Consider the following 19,890-nt stretch of genomic DNA (forward strand, 5'->3'; position numbering starts at 1 on the left):
TTAAGGATTTCTCTATGAGCATGAACATTCTTGTCGCCGGTGCCACCGGCAAAACGGGCCAGCTTCTGGCCCAGTACCTGATAGAACAGGGCCATAAGCCGATAGCGCTGGTTCGCGAAAGTTCGGATACCAGTTCACTGCCCCAAGGCGTAGAGCTGCGCCATGGTGACTTGACCGACCTGGAAACCGGCCTGTGCGACTGCATGGATGCGGTGATCTTTGCCGCTGGCTCGGGAGGAAGCACGGGCCCTGAAATGACCAAAAAAGTGGATCGGGACGGCGCTAAGCGACTGATTGATCTGGCGAAGGAATCTGGCGTGAAGCGTTTCGTGATGCTCAGCTCGATCGGCGCAGATCAATCCAATCCCACCGGCGACATGGCCCCTTACCTGAATGCCAAACACGAAGCGGACGAATACCTCAAGGCTTCCGGAGTAACCTACTCGATCCTGCGCCCTGTGGCATTGACCAACAAGAGCCGCGGCACGGATGTGATCCTAGGTGAGGACGTCGACAAATCGGCCAAAGCATCTCGAGCGGATGTGGCCCATGTACTGGTGGAGGCCGCTACTACAGGCCGTTACGACGGTATGGTGCAGAATATGCAATCAGCCTGACCGTCGCGTCACTGGCGTAACACCAGGCTTGGACCGTTAACTTGTAAAATTCAATCATTCATTTCAACAGGAGAAAATCCATGTCAGAGATCAATAGCAAAGTCGTTATCATTACCGGTGCCAGCAGTGGTCTGGGTAGAGCCACAGCACTACGCTTGGCAAAGGGTGGCGCCAAACTGGTGCTTGCTGCCCGCCGCGAGGAACGCCTTGTGGAGCTGCGTGACACGATTAAGGATCAGGGTGGTGAAGCTATTTATCAGGTTACCGACGTCACTGACCGCGCTCAGGTCGAGTCGCTGGCCAAGGCCGCGAAGGAAGCGTATGGCCGCATCGACGTGCTGGTCAACAACGCTGGTCTGATGCCGCTATCGCCCCTCGATGAACTCAAGGTCGACGAGTGGGAGAAGATGATTGACGTCAATATCAAAGGCGTGCTCTACGGCATTGCCGCGGTGCTGCCGACCATGCGCGAGCAGCATGTCGGCCACATTATTAATCTCTCGTCGATAGCCGGACATAAGGTCTTTCCCGCGTCCGCCGTTTATTCCGCTACCAAGTTTGCCGTGAAGGCGATATCAGAAGGCATGCGTCAGGAAGGCAATGGGGAAATCCGCTCCACCAATATTTCGCCTGGGGCCGTGGCGACCGAGCTGACCAGTAAAATCAGCGATCCCGATACTGCCAAGGGTGTTGATGAAATGTACGAGATGGCCATTGACCCTGATGCGATTGCGCGAGCAATTGCTTATGCCATTGAGCAGCCGACAGATGTTGATGTCAACGAGATTATCATCCGCCCCACTAGGCAGCCGCTCTAACCAGACAGCCGCTCTATTGACAGGAGCAATATGCAAACTGGCATGGTCAACGTTCAGCATCACAGCAGCTTAGTGTCTACTGTTGAACCACTTAAATTGTAAGCCAACACTGGAGAGCCATTTTTAGCATGCGGGCTCAAACGGATTGTCGGACCAGAGAACAAATGGTACAGCGGAAGGATCCGTTGCCTGAGTGCTTATGTTGTCATTTCTCAGTAAATCCATTTGCTCTACGGTCTCTGTGTCGGAATTTTAGATACGAGATAAGAGCCTAGAGCCTAGAGCCTAGAGCCTAGCATCTAGGGCATAAGCCGTCAGAGTGAAGTAAATAAAAATTTACTTCACTCTCTTTATACTTGGCGAATTATCCTGAGGTGAAACAAACGATGAGTATCAACTATGACTGACAAAATATTAAAAATTTCAGATAAGTTTTGGAATATTCGTGGTGAGTTTAACGTTTTCGGTTTATTAAATATTGGCACCCACGCTTCTTTAGTAAAGCGCGGTAATGGCATGTTTGTATTGCTTGACGCTTATGAGATGCAAGACGACGTTAAACAGCAAATCGATTCGCTGACTAACAATGGAGTCAACATTGAAGCGATTATTAATTTACATCCATTCCACACCGTACATATTGAAAAAATACATGGGGATTATCCAAACGCAAAACTCTATGGCACACAGCGCCATATCGATAAATTGCCCAATCTAACATGGCAAACAGAGTTAACTAATTCAAACGAGTTTGCCGCTTTGTTTTCAGACGATTTTGAATTTTCAGTGCCCCGCGGGGTCGATTTTATTTCCAAAAACGAGCGCCTACATTTTTCATCGGTGCTTGCTTACCACAAAGAATCAAAAACCATTCACGTTGACGACACATTAATGTACCTTCAATTACCCGGTATACTTCGTTTTTTAAAAAGTCCAGAATTGTCTTTTCATATGACACTGTCGAAAACATTGGAACGACGCAAAGGAGCTGCTGATGATTTTCGGCTTTGGGCCACGGATATAGCGAAGCAATGGAGCGGTGCTGAAGTGTTGTGTGCGGCTCATTCGTCAACATTATTTATTAAAAACCAATCTCCATCAATTGCGGCGATGATCATGACAGCATTGGAACGGGTAGAATTAACCTTAAAACATCATGAAAACAAGTTTGGTTAACACCATTCTCTTCGTTATATCCCAGTTCAAACTGAATTAGGCATACAGAAATTGGCGAGATCACAACCGATGAAATGTCACTTTTGGATCTGAAACAGTCGAATACGCCAAGACCAGCGAACGGTGCTTATCGAGAAAACCACGATGCGACTGCTGTATAATTGAAGACTTGTGATTTTAAAGACAAGATATACCCAGAAAATTAACCCCCAAAGCACCGAAGGCACTTTAGGGGTTTTATATTAATGTATTGTATATTAACTCATCAATTAATATGCAATACATCTTTAGTGATGGCTCAAATGGGACTATCTATTTTTTGCTGACGCTTAAAACAACGACACAAAAAATGCACTAAAACAAATCGCAATAATAACTGTAGTGCCTAATGCCATTTTCAATTCTGTATTCATTGTCTTGCCTCCAAATGTGTATATGGCAACAATAACGCTTTTTAGCGTTTAACCCAAAAAATATCCTCACAAATGTGAGCTAAAGCAAAATTTTGTTGGTATCAACCGCTAATATTTTCATTGTCATCTGAACTTGTTAAACTTAGATAAATTTTTATAAGAGAGCATATCATGTCGCAATTACTTCATACGATGATCCGTGTAGGCAACCTAGATCGCAGCATTCAATTTTATACCCAAGTGATGGGAATGAAACTACTGCGTCAATCTGAAAACTCAGAATATAAATACACCCTAGCCTTTGTTGGTTTTGGTGAAGAAACCACAGGCCAAGCCGTTATCGAATTAACCTATAACTGGGGTACCGATACATACGATTTAGGCAATGGTTTTGGACATTTGGCCATAGGCGAAGACGATATTTATGCGCGCTGCGAAGCAATTGCTGCTGCTGGCGGTAAAATCACTCGAGCACCTGGCCCTGTTGCTGGCGGCAAAACTGAAATTGCGTTTGTCGAAGATCCAGACGGATACAAAATCGAATTAATTCAAAAAAAATCAGCAACTGAAGCACTTGGCTAATATTGCCTAAGCAGCAAAAATAGGTGCGCTTGAAAGTACACTTTAGATTCGTTAGATATGATAAAACCAGCGAAAGCTGGTTTTATCATTTTGATGACAGAGATTTCTTACAAAATTTTACTGCGCTAGGCTATATATCTACAAGTCATTAGTGTGGGACTAAAATAGCTAATAAACAGATTACGCTTTTTCAGGTCTAACCAAACTAAAATGATCGTAGGCTCTTTGAGAAGCGATACGTCCTCTAGGTGTGCGCTGAATAAAGCCTTGTTGAATTAAAAAAGGCTCCAATACATCTTCAATCGTTTCTCTATCTTCACCTATCGCGGCGGCAAGGTTATCTAATCCTACTGGACCACCCATAAATTTATCAATAATTGCCAGCAGGAGTTTACGGTCTAAATAATCGAAACCTTGCTCATCAACATCAAGTAAATCAAGCGCATATTCGGCAACTTTTTGGGTGACTTTACCATCATGTTTGACTTCCGCATAATCGCGAACGCGGCGTAATAGACGATTAGCAATTCGCGGGGTGCCTCGTGAACGTTTGGCTATTTCAATCGCACCTTGCTGATCAATCTCAAGCTCCATCACATTCGCTGAGCGTGTCACGATAGTGGTAAGATCTTTGACATTGTAAAACTCTAAACGCAGTGGAATACCAAAACGCGCCCGCAGTGGTGATGTTAGTGCTCCAGCACGAGTGGTCGCCCCTATAAGCGTGAATGGCGGTAAATCTAACTTAATTGAACGTGCTGCAGGGCCGTCACCAATCATAATATCCAGTTGGTAATCTTCCATCGCCGGATAAAGGATCTCTTCCACTACAGGGCTTAAACGATGAATTTCATCGATAAACAGCACATCACCTTCTTCAAGATTGGTTAACAATGCCGCTAAATCACCGGCTTTTTCAAGCACAGGGCCAGAAGTGGATTTGATATTCACGCCCATTTCATTAGCCACAATCATCGCTAACGTTGTTTTACCTAATCCTGGAGGACCGAAAATCAGCATGTGATCGAGGGCTTCACGGCGATTTATCGCTGCTTGAATAAAAACCTTAAGCTGCGCTCGAGTATCATCTTGACCGGTATACTCATCCAACATTTTAGGGCGCATAGCACGATCAATCAGTTCATCTTGACCTTGTACCTGCGGTTGGATTAGGCGATCAGCTTCAATCATTTTTACGTACCCTGTTTATGCATATCATATTTATAGCATTGATTTTAATGCAGCTTTAATTAGCGTTTCTGAGCTCATGCCTTCTTTAAAAGCCGCAGAAACCGACTTACTGGCCTGAGCAGGCTTATAGCCTAACGACAATAAAGCTGAAATTGCATCTTCTTCTGCACTATCAACTGGGGCAGCTGGAGTATAATTACTTTGCAGCATAAACTCGCGCTCCGAGCCTGCAGAAGCTTCAAGTAAACTTTTAAGCTTGTCACGCATTTCAATCACTAAACGCTCTGCGGTTTTCTTACCGACACCTGGCAGTTTAACTAAGGTGGCAATGTCATCTCGTTCAACACATGACACGAACTCAGATGCAGTCATACCCGACAAAATCGTTAATGCCAATTTAGGCCCAACGCCATTGGTTTTAATCAATAATCGGAATAATGCACGCTCTTGTTTTGTGATAAAACCATAAAGTAACTGCGCATCTTCACGCACCACAAAATGAGTAAATAACATCGCAGCTTGATTTAACCCTGGTAATTCATAAAAGCTGGTCATCGGCACTTGTAATTCGTAACCAACGCCATTGACATCAAGCACCACTTCAGGCGCTTGTTTTTCAACTAAAATACCGCTTAAACGACCTATCATTTGTATCTTCCATATGTTCTGCTGCTAGCTTTACCACCCATAGCGATAAGGCTTTGATAAGTATGAAAATGGCATATTGCTACTCCTAATGCATCAGCCGCGTCAGCTTGTGGTGAAGCAGGTAGTTTGAGTAGTTGCTTAATCATATGTTGAACTTGCGTTTTTTGAGCTCGGCCAGTCCCCACTACAGCACTTTTTATTTGGGTTGCGCTATATTCCGCCACGGGCAGTCCAGCACACGTAGCAGCAACAATTGCCGCGCCTCTGGCTTGGCCAAGCTTTAGGGCTGAATCAGCATTTTTGGCCATAAATACCCGTTCAATAGCAAATTCATCCGGCTGATATTGAGTAATTATTTCGCATAAGCCTGCGTAAATTTGTTGTAATCGTTGTGGTAATTCATCGGCAGAGGTTCGAATACAGCCGCTACCAAGGTAAATCTGTTGACGGCCTTGGCATTGGATCACACCGTAGCCTGTAATGCGGGAGCCGGGATCGACTCCTAAAATAATGGCCATTGATGCCTCATGCGTTGTCTAACGCTTGCATAACGTCATCTGATATCTCAGCATTATGATATACCTCTTGTACATCATCATGGTCTTCTAAGGTATCGATTAAACGTAAAAATTTTTCGGCGGTATCTGCATCAAGTTCAGCTTTTAATGATGCAACCATAGTCACTTCAGCATGAACAGATCCAAAACTAGCACTATCAAGTGCATCTTTGACTTTGCCAAAGGTCTCTGGAGTGGTGAATACATCGATTGACCCATCATCATGAGTGATAACATCTTCGGCGCCTGCGTCTAATGCACTGTCGATTAGGCTATCTTCATCAATATCGGTGTCGTAGGAAATAATGCCAGATTTAGTAAATAAATAGGCCACTGAACCATCGGTACCCAAGTTACCACCCGACTTATTAAATGCATTACGCACACCAGAAACGGTGCGATTACGATTGTCTGTCATCGTTTCAACCATGACCGCAGTACCACCTGGACCATAGCCTTCATAAATAATGGTTTCTAGTTGCTGACCATCTATCTCACCGGCACCGCGTTTTATGGCGCGTTCAACGGTATCACGGGTCATATTATTGGATAAGGCTTTATCAACTGCAGCGCGTAATCTGGGGTTAGCATCAACATCTGAACCGCCTTCGCGAGCTGCTACAGTAAGCTCTCGAATAAATTTGGTAAACAACTTACCGCGTTTAGCATCTTGTGCGGCTTTACGATGTTTTATATTGGCCCATTTACTGTGTCCTGCCATCTTAAGCTCCTTTATCCAATTGGATAATTCAAGTAAAAAACCATACTTGTCAAAAACATACCGAGGCAGCAGCCTCGGTATGTGGTGCCCTATTTAAGAGCGTATTACGCTGAACAATAATGTTTACTCTTCAGTTTTAACCTTTTCAATCACCGCAATACCCAATTCCGTTAACTGCACTGGGTTAGCAAAACCAGGAGCGTTAGTTAATGGACATGCCGCGGTAGTCGTTTTAGGGAATGCCATTACGTCACGAATCGAGCTTGCGCCGGTCATCAACATAATAATACGATCCAAACCAAACGCTAACCCCGCGTGTGGAGGTGTACCGTAACGTAACGCTTCAAGTAAGAAGCCAAACTTTTCTTGTGCTTCTTCAGCTTCAATACCTAAAATACTGAATACTGTACTTTGCATTTCGGCGTTATGAATACGCACTGAGCCGCCACCTAATTCACAACCATTCAATACCATATCGTAGGCATCTGAAATAGCTGCTGCTGGGTCTGCTGCTAATTCTGCTGGGCTAATACCACGAGGCGCAGTAAATGGATGATGAACCGCGTGGAATCCACCGTTAATTTTCTCAAACATCGGGAAGTCGACAACCCACATTGGGCGCCACTGTCCTTCAAGTAACTTGAAATCTTCGCCAGCTTTTAAGCGCAAGGCGCCCAATGCTTCAGCAACCACATTGGCTTTGTCTGCACCAAATAGGATGATATCGCCGGTTTGTGCACCTGTACGGCTGATGATATCGTTAACAATAGATTCAGTTAAAAACTTAAGTACAGGCGACTGAATACCATCCATGCCTGCAGCTAAGTCATTAATTTTCATCCACGCTAAACCTTTAGCACCATAAATGCCGGCAAATTTAGTGTAATCGTCAATTTGTTTACGAGATAATGACGCACCTGTTGGAATACGAAGTGCCGCAACGCGACCTTCGACATCATTTGCAGGGCCATTAAATACCGCAAACTCAACATCTTTAACCAAATCAGCAATATCAACTAATTCAAGTGGATTACGTAAATCAGGCTTATCAGAACCATAACGCTTCATTGCTTCGGCGTAGGTCATGCGAGGAAAATCACCTAAATCAACATTCAATAAATCTTGAAACAAACCGCGCATCATTTGCTCAGTTTTTTCCATGACTTGTTCGGCAGACATGAATGAGGTTTCAATATCAATTTGAGTAAATTCAGGTTGGCGATCTGCACGTAAATCTTCATCGCGAAAACACTTAACAATTTGATAGTAGCGGTCAAAACCAGACATCATGAGCAACTGTTTGAACAGCTGTGGTGATTGAGGCAAAGCAAAAAATTGACCTTTATAAGTGCGACTTGGGACTAAATAGTCACGCGCACCTTCTGGAGTGGCTTTGGTCAAAATAGGCGTTTCGATATCTAAAAAGCCATTGGTGTCTAAGAAGCGACGAACAGAACTGGTAACCTTAGCGCGGAAGATAAGACGCTCGGCCATTTCTGGGCGACGTAAATCTAAATAACGGTATTTTAAGCGTTGTTCTTCACTGTTATTTTGATAATTATCCATGCTTAAAGGTAAAGGCGCTGAAGCATTAATCACTGTCAGTTGCGTACCTAAAATTTCAATCGCACCGGTTTTCATTTGTGAATTGACTTGGCTATCAGGACGAGCGCGCACAACACCTTTAATTTGAACACAAAACTCACTGCGCAATGTGCTGGCTATATCAAAAACGTCTTTTAGATCTGGGTCAAAAACAACTTGAACTAGCCCTTCTCTATCGCGTAAGTCTAAAAACACAACTCCGCCTAAATCGCGACTACGGTTAACCCAACCAACTAAAGTAACTTCTTGACCTAGATGAGACGTATTAATGTCTCCACAATAATGACTGCGCATTGAACTCTATCCTTTATCCACAAAGCGGTATTTTGGAAATCGAAAACGATAAAAACGGCATTATATACCGTGACTCAAACTTATGCATTGAAGTATCAATCAGATTGCAGCAATTAACCAGACCTACAGCGAATAAACTCAATCGACTGACGGAAAAACCATCAACCAAAAACTAGCTCATTTTATGTTGATGGCCACCGACTTTTTTAGCTTGATACATTAACTGATCTGATTTTTTCAATAATGAAGCAGCGGTATCGGCATCATCAGGAAAAATAGCGATACCAATGCTGGCCGAAATAGTGACATTGATATCATCGATTAATAACGGTTTCTTTAATCCCAATAAAATATTTTCAGCCACTTGACGAGCATTTTCTTTGGCTTCGATATGATTTAATAACACCACAAACTCATCACCACCAAAACGGGCAACCGTGTCAGAATCTCGCACATGTTGGCTTAATAATAAGGCGATACGTTGTAGCAACTTATCCCCCACATGATGACCATGCCGATCGTTTATTGCTTTAAAACCATCTAAATCAATAAATAACAGTGCAAACTTCGATTTATCCCGATGATGAGTCAAAGTGGCTTGCGCTAATCTATCGTCAAGTAAACTGCGATTTGGCAATGCCGTAACATTGTCATGATTAGCCATAAATCGAAGGTTTTCTTCAGCTTTAAGACGTTTTTGAATTTCGACATTTAAACGTCGATTCGACATCAAAACCACGATGGCAATTAAGGTGATAATTAGCAAACCAATCACTAATATTTTCAACCAACGTTGGTAACGTAATGTGTCACTATTAAGATCTAGCGAAACCCATTTTTGATACATGTTCTGTTGTTCGGTTTCATCAATGGTCGCAATGACTCTATCAATCAAAGGCACTAAACCTTTGACGCCCGGAAATAAGCCTATATGGCTATGCTGCTCAGTTAACTCAGCTAATAAAGACATTTTTAAACTCGGATATTGGCCACCTTTTAACGTAGTCGCCAATGTTGCTACTTGTTCAACAAACATATCCGCACGACCCGTGATAACCGCTGCCATACCTTGCTTAGTGTCTGCAACAGGCACTAATTTTATACCTGGGTATTGTTGGCGAAGCTGATCGACAATGTGATAGCCATCAACAACAGCCAATCGTTTACCGGTAACTTGGGAGATATTAAAAATGGGAGGCTGAGTTAACGACGTGACTATCGCCCAAGGTGACGGCCAATATGCTAATGAGAATGCCAGTGTATTTTCGCGCTCAATCGTTTTAGCCATACTGGCTACTAAATGAATTTCACCTTTAACCAGGTCGCTCATCATGTTGCCAAAATCATCGTAAGCCACCGGGATAATGGTTAAATTGAGTTGGGTAACCAATAAATTTTTGATGTCTGCATTCACCCCTAAAAACTCACCGTTTTTACCCTGAAACTCCATAGGAGCCCAATTTTTCAGGTAACCCATTTTTATGGCCCCTAGACTACTAACGTATTGCTTTTGTTGAGTTGTTAGTTTGATTTTATTGGCAGAATTAGCAAAAAAACGATCGTCTGGGTTAATTAACCATTTACGCTCAACTTGAATTTGTTCTTCAACAGAAATCAAATTAAATCCAGCTTGAATCCGATCCGCTAAGCCACTGTCATCAATGCGCGTTAAAACATACATATCTGTTGAAAATTCGATATCGGTATATTGACGAAACTCTGCCCACAACTTATTGGCTAATAAGTAATGAGACGTCATTGCTGCAGATGAAACAAAACCGCTAATTTCATTTTTACGTGCCGCTTTAACCATGCCGTCTAATGAATCATAAAAACGTAACTGCGCTTTGGGAAATGCTTTTTTAATATCACTAATATAAGGCGCGGTAGGGAAAACCCCAATCCGCATAGCAGTATTTTCAATGCTATTTAACGCTAAGTTCGAACTAAAAAAGCGACTTTTAACCGAAATAATATGCCACGCTTGCTTTAAGCCAGTGCGCATATCTTGGCTTTCAGGATAACCAATATGAACATCTGCAACACCACGTTTAACATCATCAATGGAACTGCTCATGTCACCCGCCACAAAATCAATATTGATACCGGTTTTTTCAGACCATAAAGTCCACAAATCAACTAACATTCCATGTGGCAAGCCATCAGCGCCGATATCGGCATAAGGCTCGACACCATTTTGCATGGCAATAATGACTCCCGCAGTTTGTCGATGATAGCCTAACCACCGCCGCTCTATTTGCTGAATAACCTTCGCCGGCATTAATTCAAAACCATGGTTAATTTTGTTGAGAAGCTCTAAATCCCCTTTAACCACCGCAGGGGCTAAGTTGATTTTTTTGATGAGTATGCGCGATGAGCTGTAAAAATTGGCGGCTATGTCTTGTTCAAGTGCTAAATTGCGTTGATATCCTTCAATACCGGCAAAAACAAATAACTCACCTTTAACGGCTGCTTGTAATAATTGTTCACGATTTTGATAACGCTTAAAACTAAGCTTAGGTTCTAGCGCTGATAATGTTGCTTCATGGGATGAGCCACTCACGATACCAATTTGATAGGGCACTAAATCACTAATTTGTTTTTTACTACTGAGCGACTTATGAATATATAAATAGGTATTGAGTGAAGTAAAGGGTTTGGCAAAATCAAACTTTTTTAACCTAGCTTGGTTTTGAGACATGCCAATGTGGACATCTGCTTTTTTCTGTTCAAGCTGATCGAGTGACTGTTGCCAATGCCGAGACACAAATTGCACTTTGGTATCAGTAATAATGGACCATTCGCGCCACAAATCGACCAAAATACCTGCAGGAGTTCCCGTTTCATCCAAATATTCAAATGGATAAGTATCTTCTCCCATCACGATAACTAAGGGAAGTTGGCGTACTGACGTATTGGCTTTATCTGAATGTATTGCCTGCGCAGGTAATGATATCCACGCAAATAATATTGCTAATATCCAAGGTATAAATTTCAAGTTTTTTCCCTAATACTTTCACTTTTTATACTTATTTATTAAATAAGCTTGTTCATTGCCATTTTGGGCTAAATTAACTACCGTTTTCCAAGCCATAAATATTTTAGCTGTTAGAAAAAAATGATTGCAATGGCTTAAAAAACAGCTTTGTTGCTACTTTGTTACAAGAATAAATAATATCATTATTCAGTCTTGAGTCATGCTAATTTTATGAATAGAAATTAATATTCTGAAGCTTATGCACATAATACCAGCATTCATAAGCATTCAAAACCTGTCCCATTAACAACATTGTCAACTATTTGAAAAAAAACTCACAAATTATTAGCTAGATACTTGCTGCAGTTCACCATCATTAGCTAAAATACATTTCTAACTTTTCCACATTACAGCTGATGAACTCTCAACAAGATAAGATATACGCTCATGTGACCGACCAAATTACTGATTTTCAATTTGATCAACGTGTTGCTGGTGTATTTAATGACATGATCCGCCGCTCTGTTCCTGGGTACGCACAAATTATCAATACCATTGGTGATTTTGCTAATCGCTTTGTCACGCCCCAAAGCAATATATACGATCTCGGTAGTTCGTTAGGCTCAGCGACATTAAGTATTCGTCGTCAAATTGAAGGGCGCGGATGTCAAATTTATGCGGTAGACAATAGCCAGTCTATGATTGAGCGTTGTACTGAAAATCTTGCTGCGTATGTCAGCGACATTCAAGTCAATTTATTGTGTGCTGATATCAGAGATATCGACATCCAGAATGCGTCGATGGTGGTGCTCAACTTTACCCTACAATTTCTACCGACCCATGATCGCGACGCCCTAATAAAACGTATTTACGATGGTATGTTACCCGGTGGAATTTTAGTCATTTCAGAAAAATTATTCTTTGAAGATAATCAAATTCAACAGTTATTAGATGAACAGCATTTAGATTTTAAGCGTGCAAATGGGTATAGTGAGCTCGAAATAAGTCAAAAACGCAGTGCATTAGAAAACGTTATGCGTCCAGACAGCTTAAATGTCCACCAAAAACGCTTAACTGAAAACGGCTTTAGTCACTTCTCAGTCTGGTTTCAATGTTTTAACTTTGCATCTATGGTAGCCATTAAATGATCAATTTTAGCTCTTTTTATAAAGACATTGCTGATTCAAACCTACAACACTGGTTGGAAACATTACCGGCAATTTTAGGTAAATGGCAACGAGATCATAAACACGGCAATTTACCTAAATGGGAAAAAGTGCTCAATAAATTACATTATCCTCAACCGGATAAAATAGATTTTAGCAGCAGTGTAACAATTGGAACCGGGGAACAACTCAGCCTAGGACAAGTCGAAAAACTGACTAATTTACTGGCGGTGTTTCAACCGTGGCGTAAAGGTCCATTTTCCGTTCATGGTATTCAAATTGATACAGAATGGCGCAGTGATTGGAAATGGGACCGAGTTAAAAATTTTATTTCACCATTAAAAAATCGCACAGTGTTAGATGTTGGTTGCGGTAGTGGCTATCATATGTGGCGGATGTTAGGTGATGGCGCAACTCGTGTTGTAGGAATTGACCCTTCGCCATTATTTTTATGTCAATTTGAAGCTATCAAGCGAGTGGCAGGTAATCAGCACCCGGTATATTTGCTGCCATTAGGGATAGAGGAATTACCCGCATTAGATGCTTTTGATACCGTATTCTCGATGGGCGTACTCTATCATCGTCGCTCTCCGATAGATCATTTACTACAATTACGTGACCAATTAAGAGTGGGTGGTGAATTGGTACTTGAAACACTGGTGATTGATGGCGATGAAAATGCGGTACTTGTTCCACAAGATAGATATGGCAAAATGAACAACGTTTGGTTTATACCATCAGTTGCAGCCTTAATGTTATGGTTAAAGAAATGTGAGTTTATTGATATTCGTTGTGTTGATATCGATATCACCTCACTAGCAGAACAACGCAGCACCCAGTGGATGAAAAATGAATCTCTAGTCGATTATCTCGATCCAAATGATGTGAGTTTAACCGTAGAAGGTTATCCCGCGCCTAAGAGGGCTATCATCATTGCAACAAAGAACCAACCGAATCACGATTTAGTATAAATATTACTATTCAACAGGAATTGACATGTTAAAGCAGGTAATTGCTCTATCCGTTGCAGCGGCACTATTATCGGGTTGTACAGCCACCCAAAAAACAATAACACCACCGCTGACCAATGCTGATTTGAATAGCAGTTTGCAAGTTTCGCAAACCGTCATTATTGATGCCATCAATGTACAAAATAGTCAGCAGACAAATGACATTAGTGCGCTTTCTGACGAAATTAGAAAGTTGAAGACTCAGGTAAGCACCGCAATGAGTCAAAAACCAAAAACAATTATTGTTCAACCACCTACACCAAAGCCTGTGGCGGTCCCACAGCAATGTCCTGAAGCCATTATTGGTGAGAAGTTTCTACTTGGTGAAGTCGAAAGTGTCTACATAGATGAAGTAAAATTAAAGTTTGCCACACGCATTGATACTGGTGCAGAGTCATCATCTCTAGACGCACGCAATATCGTATTATTTGAACGAGAAGGCGTACAGTGGGTTCGCTATGATGTGATAACTAATAACACTGAACAACCTGCAAACACCTTTGAATCTAAAGTTGAACGCTTTGTTCGTATTAAACAAGATGCAGATACGGCTGATGATCGTCGTCCAGTAATCCATGCCCATTTAAAAATAGGTAAATATGCCGCCGAAACAGATTTAAACCTAACGGATCGAAGCCACCTAGATTATCCTTTATTACTAGGTCGCAAGTTTATGAAAGATATTGCCATTGTTGATGTAGGCCAAATCTACATTCATGGTAAAGCCAAAAACCAAATTACCACGTTAATTAAGTAGGATCCGTAATGCATTCTCGTAAACCGTTTTACATATTCGTTGCGTTGCTATTTATCATCGGGATCAGCACCAGCATATATCGTGGTATCGAACACAATGTGCCTTTTTTACCTGGGGACCAGGTACAAAGTTGGGCCGTTGATGCCAAAATAAGTTTTAATGGAAAGAATCAACCTGCTGAGGTCAATTTCTCATTACCTAACGATCCTGCATTTGACATCTTAGTTGAAAATGCATCATCACCAGGTTATGGCTTAAATATTTCAGAAGATACTAATAACCGTCGCGCCGTGTGGTCTATTCGTGAGGCTTCTGGCTCACAAGCATTGTATTACCGAGTCACTTTGGTACCCACAGGCAAGCTTAATATTGAAGCCGTCGAAGAACCTGCCACGCCAGAATTATATTCATGGCCTGCAACAGAGAAATCAGCAGCAGAGCAAGTCATTGAAGAAGTCTGGGCTCGCAGTGCTACTAACCTGTCGTTTGCTCAGCAGTTAATGAATTTGATTAACGATAACGATCAGAGCCAAAATATGGCGTTGTTATTATCGGCTAACACCTCAACCAATTTGTTTGTGCACATGTTGCACTCAAAAGGGGTACCTGCACGTATTGTTAACGGTTTGCAACTTGAAGATCAACGACGTCGTCAGCAGCTCACATCATACGTTCAAGTTTACAATAACGGTCAATGGGAACTTTTTGACGTTCCAAACAACAAAAAAGGCCGTGACAATACTTTAGTATTATGGGAATACACTGGCCACTCAGTACTTGATGTTATGGGAGGAACTAGCTCATTAGTTAACTTCTCAATGCTGCAAGATACTCGTTCAGCATTAGCCACCTCTATCGACATGATGATGAATGACGATGCAATGGATTTCTCTTTGTATCAGTTACCGCTTGAAGAACAAAGCACATTTAAGGGCATTCTGTTAATCCCAATTGGGGTATTAGTCGTGGTGTTCTTACGCGTCATTGTCGGCATCAAAACATCTGGTACTTTTATGCCGGTATTGATCGCTCTGGCGTTTATTCAAACGACCCTACTAACCGGCTTAATTGGCTTTTTGCTTATTGTTGCCTTTGGTTTAATGATCCGTTCCTATCTGTCGACGCTTAACTTACTGCTCATATCCCGAATATCGGCGGTAATTATTGTGGTTATTTTTATTATCGGCTTATTTACCTTAATTTCATTCAAATTAGGCTTAAGTGAAGGCTTAACGATTACCTTCTTCCCGATGATCATTCTTGCGTGGACCATTGAGCGCATGTCTATTCTGTGGGAAGAAGAAGGCCCTAAGAAAGTCTTTGTATCAGGTGGCGGTAGCTTATTTGTGGCCACATTGGCGTACTTAGCCATGGACAACCAATTAGTTCAGCATTGGGTATTCAACTTCTTAGGCATTCACTTAGTGATTTTAGCGTTGGTATTAGTGATGGGACAGTACACAGGTTACCGTTTAACTGAATTAAAACGCTTTAAACCATTAGTTGGAGAGCAATAATGAAGTACGCCTGGCCCTGGGAATTGAGCCGTAGCGGTGTACTCAACATGAACAGGCGCAATATTAGCTATATTGGTCGTTATAATCAGCGTAAGTTTTATAAACGCGTTGATGACAAACTAATTACTAAGCAACTTGCGCTTGCTAATGGCATAGCCGTTCCCGATTTAATTGGGGTTGTTCATGAACAACATAAAATCCAAGAAATCCCAGCTATGGTCCTCGACCGTAGCGGTTTTGTGATAAAGCCAGCAAAAGGTTCTGGCGGTAAAGGCATTATGGTGATCACCAGAGTGAGTAATGGCTGTTATTACAAGCCCAATGGCCACGAAGTGACTCATAGCGAAATTTATCGCCATGTATCTAACATTTTAAGTGGTTTATTCTCTCTCGGCGGTAAGCCTGATGTCGCAATTGTTGAAGGGTTAATTGAATTTGACCCAGTCTTTGAAGGCTTAAGTTATGAGGGTGTCCCAGACATCCGCTTAATTGTGTTTAAAGGCTTTCCTGTCATGGGAATGTTACGTTTATCAACTGCAGCATCAGATGGTAAAGCTAACTTACACCAAGGCGCTGTAGGTGTTGGCTTAGATATCGCTACCGGACACAGTTTGCATGCTGTGCAATTTGACTTACCCGTTGATAAGCATCCTGATACTCACTTTCCACTGTCGAACATCAAAGTTCCTCATTGGGAAACCTTACTCCACACAGCATCAAGTGCCTATGAAATGTGTGAGCTCGGGTATTTAGGTACTGACATGGTGTTAGATAAAAACAAAGGCCCACTGTTACTTGAATTGAATGCCCGTCCTGGTCTAACCATTCAAATTGCCAATGGTAGAGGGATTTTACCTCGACTTAAGCATGTAGAAGCGATGAAAAGCTCAACAATGTCAGTTGAGGAACGCGTGGCTTATGCTAAAAAGCATTTTTGTAGCAACCCTATTTTTTAATCTTTTAGCCACAGCAAGCGCTGTGGCTAATCCCTTAGCACTGTTCGTCGAACAGTGCTTACAATATCAACCTGATTTAGGACAAGACAAGCTTGTTTCTTTTCAGTCTGTTGAACAACAAGCTGTTGAATTTGAAAAGCGCACAATTGCGTTAAATAATATCAACGACAGAATTCAATATTACCGCCCTTTCGCCAACGACAGCCTAAATAGGCAAGGCTTATTATGGTGCCAATTACACCTTGCCGATGAACTTTATGCGTTAGCTACAGCAGCCAATACCCAACGCTTAATTGATCAGTTGTTACAGCTTCGACCGCCTTATGATCAATTAGGACAACGCTTAGTCGCCATAAGACAATCACAGTGGGAGCTAATCGAAAAGTCAAAACTGCACAGCGCCCAGGCAAGCAATAATCAAGCATTGTCTCAACGACTCTTCAGCATGCAATTTAATCAGCAAGACTGTGTAATATCCAATGAACTTAGTTCAGAGAGCAGCAATACTAATATTGATATTCGTATTGCTAAATATTTAATTACACAACCCAATGAACACTGTAGAAAACAGGTTTGGCTTGCCTATCAAATTCGCGCAAAAGACAAACAAGCTCCAGCGCTTGCATTGATCCATCAATTACAACAGCAGCACGCAATTCTTCAAGACTATGATAATACCGCACAGGCACAACTCTCATCTCATGGGCTAACCCCGCCGTTGTTAGAGCAATTCTTAGCCAGCCAAACAAGTAATCTTGGTATCGCGCCATGGAATATTGCCCATGCCCTTAGTCGGGTAAGTAATTCATCGGCTATAAAATCGATTACTACGGATGCATTTTTACAGCAAATATTCGAAAGCCTTGAAGCTTTAGATCTCAAGTTTGAACTGATCACAACAGACGATGATATAATAGACGATCCTAAAATAAATAAAACGACATCGCTTGCAGACAGTCAACATAGCAGCTTAAGTGAGGCACACCTCATCCGCGTTTGGCACCAACAGCGATTACTGGGTGAAATTTTCACCTACCCTCAAGATAAGCAGCACAAGCCATTAAATATAGATGGTCAATTGATAAAACAAACTGTTGTCGGTCATCAATTTGGCCAATATTCGCTAAGTTTTCCATCGCAATTAATCCATGTGAAACAACAACAAAAATTAATTAACAGATTAAGCCAAGCAATAGTATCCTTGGCTCAAGGTGGGCAGTTTTATTTTATTACCAATAGAACACAAAACACTGATGCCCATGCGATTGCAACACATTGGTTAGCACACTACATTACACAACAGCTGAACTTATCCCAATTGCCTAAAAGACACCAATTAGCAGCACAATATCAACAGCAATTATGGGTATTTAGGACAAAGGTTTCACTGGCTTTTTATCAATATAAAGGTAATTTCAAAGGTACACAGCAGAATATTTGGTTAAGTCATAATCAACCACTATCAGTGGCTTTTGAGCAAAGCTTTGGCCTACCATGGCCAAATGCAACGGACGCAATATATAGTTATCAAGCTATTGCTAATGAAGGAATTAATCATTATCTTCCTTTATGGCAAACCGCATTGACTCAATTAATCATTGCTGACACACCGACCAATATATCGACTCGCGCGATATTTAATTTATTGGTTGTAAACGAAACACATTTAACTTTAGACGATCAACTTGAGCAGCTTATTGGCCCACCAATAGACCCACATTCACTTATCAGGAGATTTAAACATGCTGGAACTACGCAAGAGTAAAACACTCTCGTACTTACTATTATCAGCTACGTTGTTTAGTAGTGTGGCGTTCGCAAAAGAGTCCGTTGAAAAAACACCACATAAGTTAACGGCTGACCAAGTTTATCAAGGCATTAAAACCAATTTAGAAACTAATCTTTATTCATTACCGCCTCGTGTACAAGGCCATTATGCTATACGTCAATTCCGCATGACTGGGGAAGCAAAATACGCTAACGGTTCATTAATCGATTTGCTCACCATTGCAGAGCGCCAAGCATACTATTCTTGTAATCTGGATAAACCCGGTTTTATTAAAAGTGAATCAAAAATTGAAGCGGATAAATTAGGCTCTGGCCCACGGGCTACCGCCCGTAAGGAAGCCATCGCTCCCTACCCTAACTTTATGTTATATACCGATGTGCTATTGCGCTATGCCAGTCGAGTCGATGAGTTTGGCTTTACCGGACCTTGTCATGATTTAATGATAAAAACCCTAAAAAGTGCTAATTTAGAACCCGCTTTCACTGATCCAAAAATGATCAAAGCTTGGGCCGCGCAGTTAATCAACTATGTATATTGGGCCAAGCAAATCGGTGTTGGCGACTATTACCAAGCTTACAAACAAGCTTTCATTAAAACCTATCCAGATAGTAATGATGATAAGCTCAAAAAAGGCCAATATAAAAACAAAGTTTATGGTATGACTCACTTTATTTTTTCAGCTAGCGAGTATTATCAACATCCAGTCGATCCAAAAGAGTATCAGTGGATTTTAGATTACTTTGAAAACAACATTGATCGCATTTTAACCGATACTACTGAAGATATTATTACTGAAGTGGGTATTAGTTTCTTAATTACTGGTAACGGCGATAACCCAGTTGTAGAGAAAGTGAAAAAGCATGTGATTGCGGCTTACGATCCTAAAACAATGATGATCCCCTCACCACATGGCAAAGTTGAATTATCTTCTGGTGAACACAGAAACGTATTAGCAATGATGTTATTAGATTGGCCTGAAACGTTACATAAAGGACCATATTTAAATAATATTTCTAGTACCAAGAAATACTTACCAAAACTTGTTAAGCCTAAAGCGTCTATGAACGATGCTAAATCACACTAAATATTAGCAGTG

General features: G+C 41.6%; 17 protein-coding genes. 11 read left to right on the forward strand and 6 right to left on the reverse strand.

Annotated features, from left to right (window positions below):
- Nucleotides 1-14 precede the first annotated feature (14 nt).
- The 4 genes from GUY17_RS11635 to gloA all read left to right on the forward strand — a co-directional run bounded on the left by GUY17_RS11635 (nt 15) and on the right by gloA (nt 3,606).
- The gene (locus GUY17_RS11635) at nt 15-617 is read left to right on the forward strand and encodes an SDR family oxidoreductase (protein WP_217351051.1); all 603 of its coding nucleotides are present in this window, start codon (nt 15-17) and stop codon (nt 615-617) included.
- 80 nt (nt 618-697) lie between these two features.
- Nucleotides 698-1,435, forward strand: a complete 738-nt coding sequence (locus GUY17_RS11640) for an SDR family oxidoreductase (RefSeq protein WP_101087030.1) — start codon at nt 698-700, stop codon at nt 1,433-1,435.
- Nucleotides 1,436-1,834: 399 nt separating this feature from the next.
- On the forward strand, nt 1,835-2,611 hold the full coding sequence (locus tag GUY17_RS11645; RefSeq protein ID WP_162023256.1) for a hypothetical protein: 777 nt from the start codon (nt 1,835-1,837) through the stop codon (nt 2,609-2,611).
- A gap of 584 nt (nt 2,612-3,195) precedes the next feature.
- A complete protein-coding gene (gloA, locus tag GUY17_RS11650; protein ID WP_162023257.1) occupies nt 3,196-3,606 on the forward strand; it encodes a lactoylglutathione lyase in 411 nt (136 codons plus the stop codon).
- Nucleotides 3,607-3,786: 180 nt separating this feature from the next.
- Here gloA and ruvB read toward each other — a convergent pair whose 3' ends face one another.
- The 6 genes from ruvB to GUY17_RS11680 form a co-directional block, all read right to left on the reverse strand.
- Nucleotides 3,787-4,797 (reverse strand): Holliday junction branch migration DNA helicase RuvB, encoded by a 1,011-nt coding sequence (gene ruvB / locus GUY17_RS11655; RefSeq protein ID WP_101087028.1) that lies wholly within the window; start codon nt 4,795-4,797, stop codon nt 3,787-3,789.
- A 30-nt stretch (nt 4,798-4,827) separates the two neighbouring features.
- Nucleotides 4,828-5,445, reverse strand: a complete 618-nt coding sequence (ruvA, locus tag GUY17_RS11660) for a Holliday junction branch migration protein RuvA (RefSeq protein ID WP_101087027.1) — start codon at nt 5,443-5,445, stop codon at nt 4,828-4,830.
- Nucleotides 5,442-5,963, reverse strand: coding sequence for a crossover junction endodeoxyribonuclease RuvC (ruvC, locus tag GUY17_RS11665; RefSeq protein WP_101087026.1), 522 nt, complete (start codon nt 5,961-5,963; stop codon nt 5,442-5,444). Before ruvC ends, ruvA begins: the two co-directional genes overlap by 4 nt.
- A 7-nt stretch (nt 5,964-5,970) precedes the next feature.
- The gene (locus GUY17_RS11670) at nt 5,971-6,723 is read right to left on the reverse strand and encodes a YebC/PmpR family DNA-binding transcriptional regulator (protein WP_101087025.1); all 753 of its coding nucleotides are present in this window, start codon (nt 6,721-6,723) and stop codon (nt 5,971-5,973) included.
- A 123-nt stretch (nt 6,724-6,846) separates the two neighbouring features.
- Nucleotides 6,847-8,622 (reverse strand): aspartate--tRNA ligase, encoded by a 1,776-nt coding sequence (aspS, locus tag GUY17_RS11675; RefSeq protein WP_162023258.1) that lies wholly within the window; start codon nt 8,620-8,622, stop codon nt 6,847-6,849.
- 172 nt (nt 8,623-8,794) lie between these two features.
- Nucleotides 8,795-11,620, reverse strand: coding sequence for a transporter substrate-binding domain-containing protein (locus tag GUY17_RS11680; protein ID WP_101087023.1), 2,826 nt, complete (start codon nt 11,618-11,620; stop codon nt 8,795-8,797).
- Between the two features lie 395 nt (nt 11,621-12,015).
- Here GUY17_RS11680 and cmoA point away from each other — a divergent pair, with 395 nt between their 5' ends.
- Genes cmoA through GUY17_RS11715 form a run of 7 tightly spaced genes read left to right on the forward strand, consistent with a single transcriptional unit; the run spans nt 12,016 to nt 19,878 of the window.
- Nucleotides 12,016-12,747, forward strand: a complete 732-nt coding sequence (gene cmoA, locus GUY17_RS11685; protein WP_101087022.1) for a carboxy-S-adenosyl-L-methionine synthase CmoA — start codon at nt 12,016-12,018, stop codon at nt 12,745-12,747.
- Complete coding sequence (cmoB, locus tag GUY17_RS11690; RefSeq protein ID WP_162023259.1) at nt 12,744-13,736, forward strand: tRNA 5-methoxyuridine(34)/uridine 5-oxyacetic acid(34) synthase CmoB; 993 nt, start codon at nt 12,744-12,746, stop codon at nt 13,734-13,736. Before cmoA ends, cmoB begins: the two co-directional genes overlap by 4 nt.
- A gap of 25 nt (nt 13,737-13,761) precedes the next feature.
- Nucleotides 13,762-14,532 carry an ATP-dependent zinc protease gene (locus GUY17_RS11695; protein ID WP_101087020.1) on the forward strand — a complete coding sequence of 257 codons (771 nt, stop codon included), beginning with the start codon at nt 13,762-13,764 and terminating at the stop codon, nt 14,530-14,532.
- Between the two features lie 8 nt (nt 14,533-14,540).
- Complete coding sequence (locus tag GUY17_RS11700) at nt 14,541-16,049, forward strand: inactive transglutaminase family protein (protein WP_101087019.1); 1,509 nt, start codon at nt 14,541-14,543, stop codon at nt 16,047-16,049.
- Nucleotides 16,049-17,005, forward strand: a complete 957-nt coding sequence (locus tag GUY17_RS11705) for an alpha-L-glutamate ligase-like protein (protein WP_101087018.1) — start codon at nt 16,049-16,051, stop codon at nt 17,003-17,005. The genes GUY17_RS11700 and GUY17_RS11705 overlap by 1 nt, the downstream gene beginning before the upstream one ends.
- Nucleotides 16,968-18,770 (forward strand): hypothetical protein, encoded by a 1,803-nt coding sequence (locus GUY17_RS11710; protein WP_162023260.1) that lies wholly within the window; start codon nt 16,968-16,970, stop codon nt 18,768-18,770. The genes GUY17_RS11705 and GUY17_RS11710 overlap by 38 nt, the downstream gene beginning before the upstream one ends.
- Complete coding sequence (locus GUY17_RS11715) at nt 18,748-19,878, forward strand: DUF3541 domain-containing protein (RefSeq protein ID WP_101087016.1); 1,131 nt, start codon at nt 18,748-18,750, stop codon at nt 19,876-19,878. Before GUY17_RS11710 ends, GUY17_RS11715 begins: the two co-directional genes overlap by 23 nt.
- Nucleotides 19,879-19,890: the final 12 nt, after the last annotated feature.

Origin of the sequence: Shewanella sp. Arc9-LZ, assembly GCF_010092445.1 — a bacterium.
Classification (GTDB): Bacteria; Pseudomonadota; Gammaproteobacteria; order Enterobacterales; family Shewanellaceae; genus Shewanella.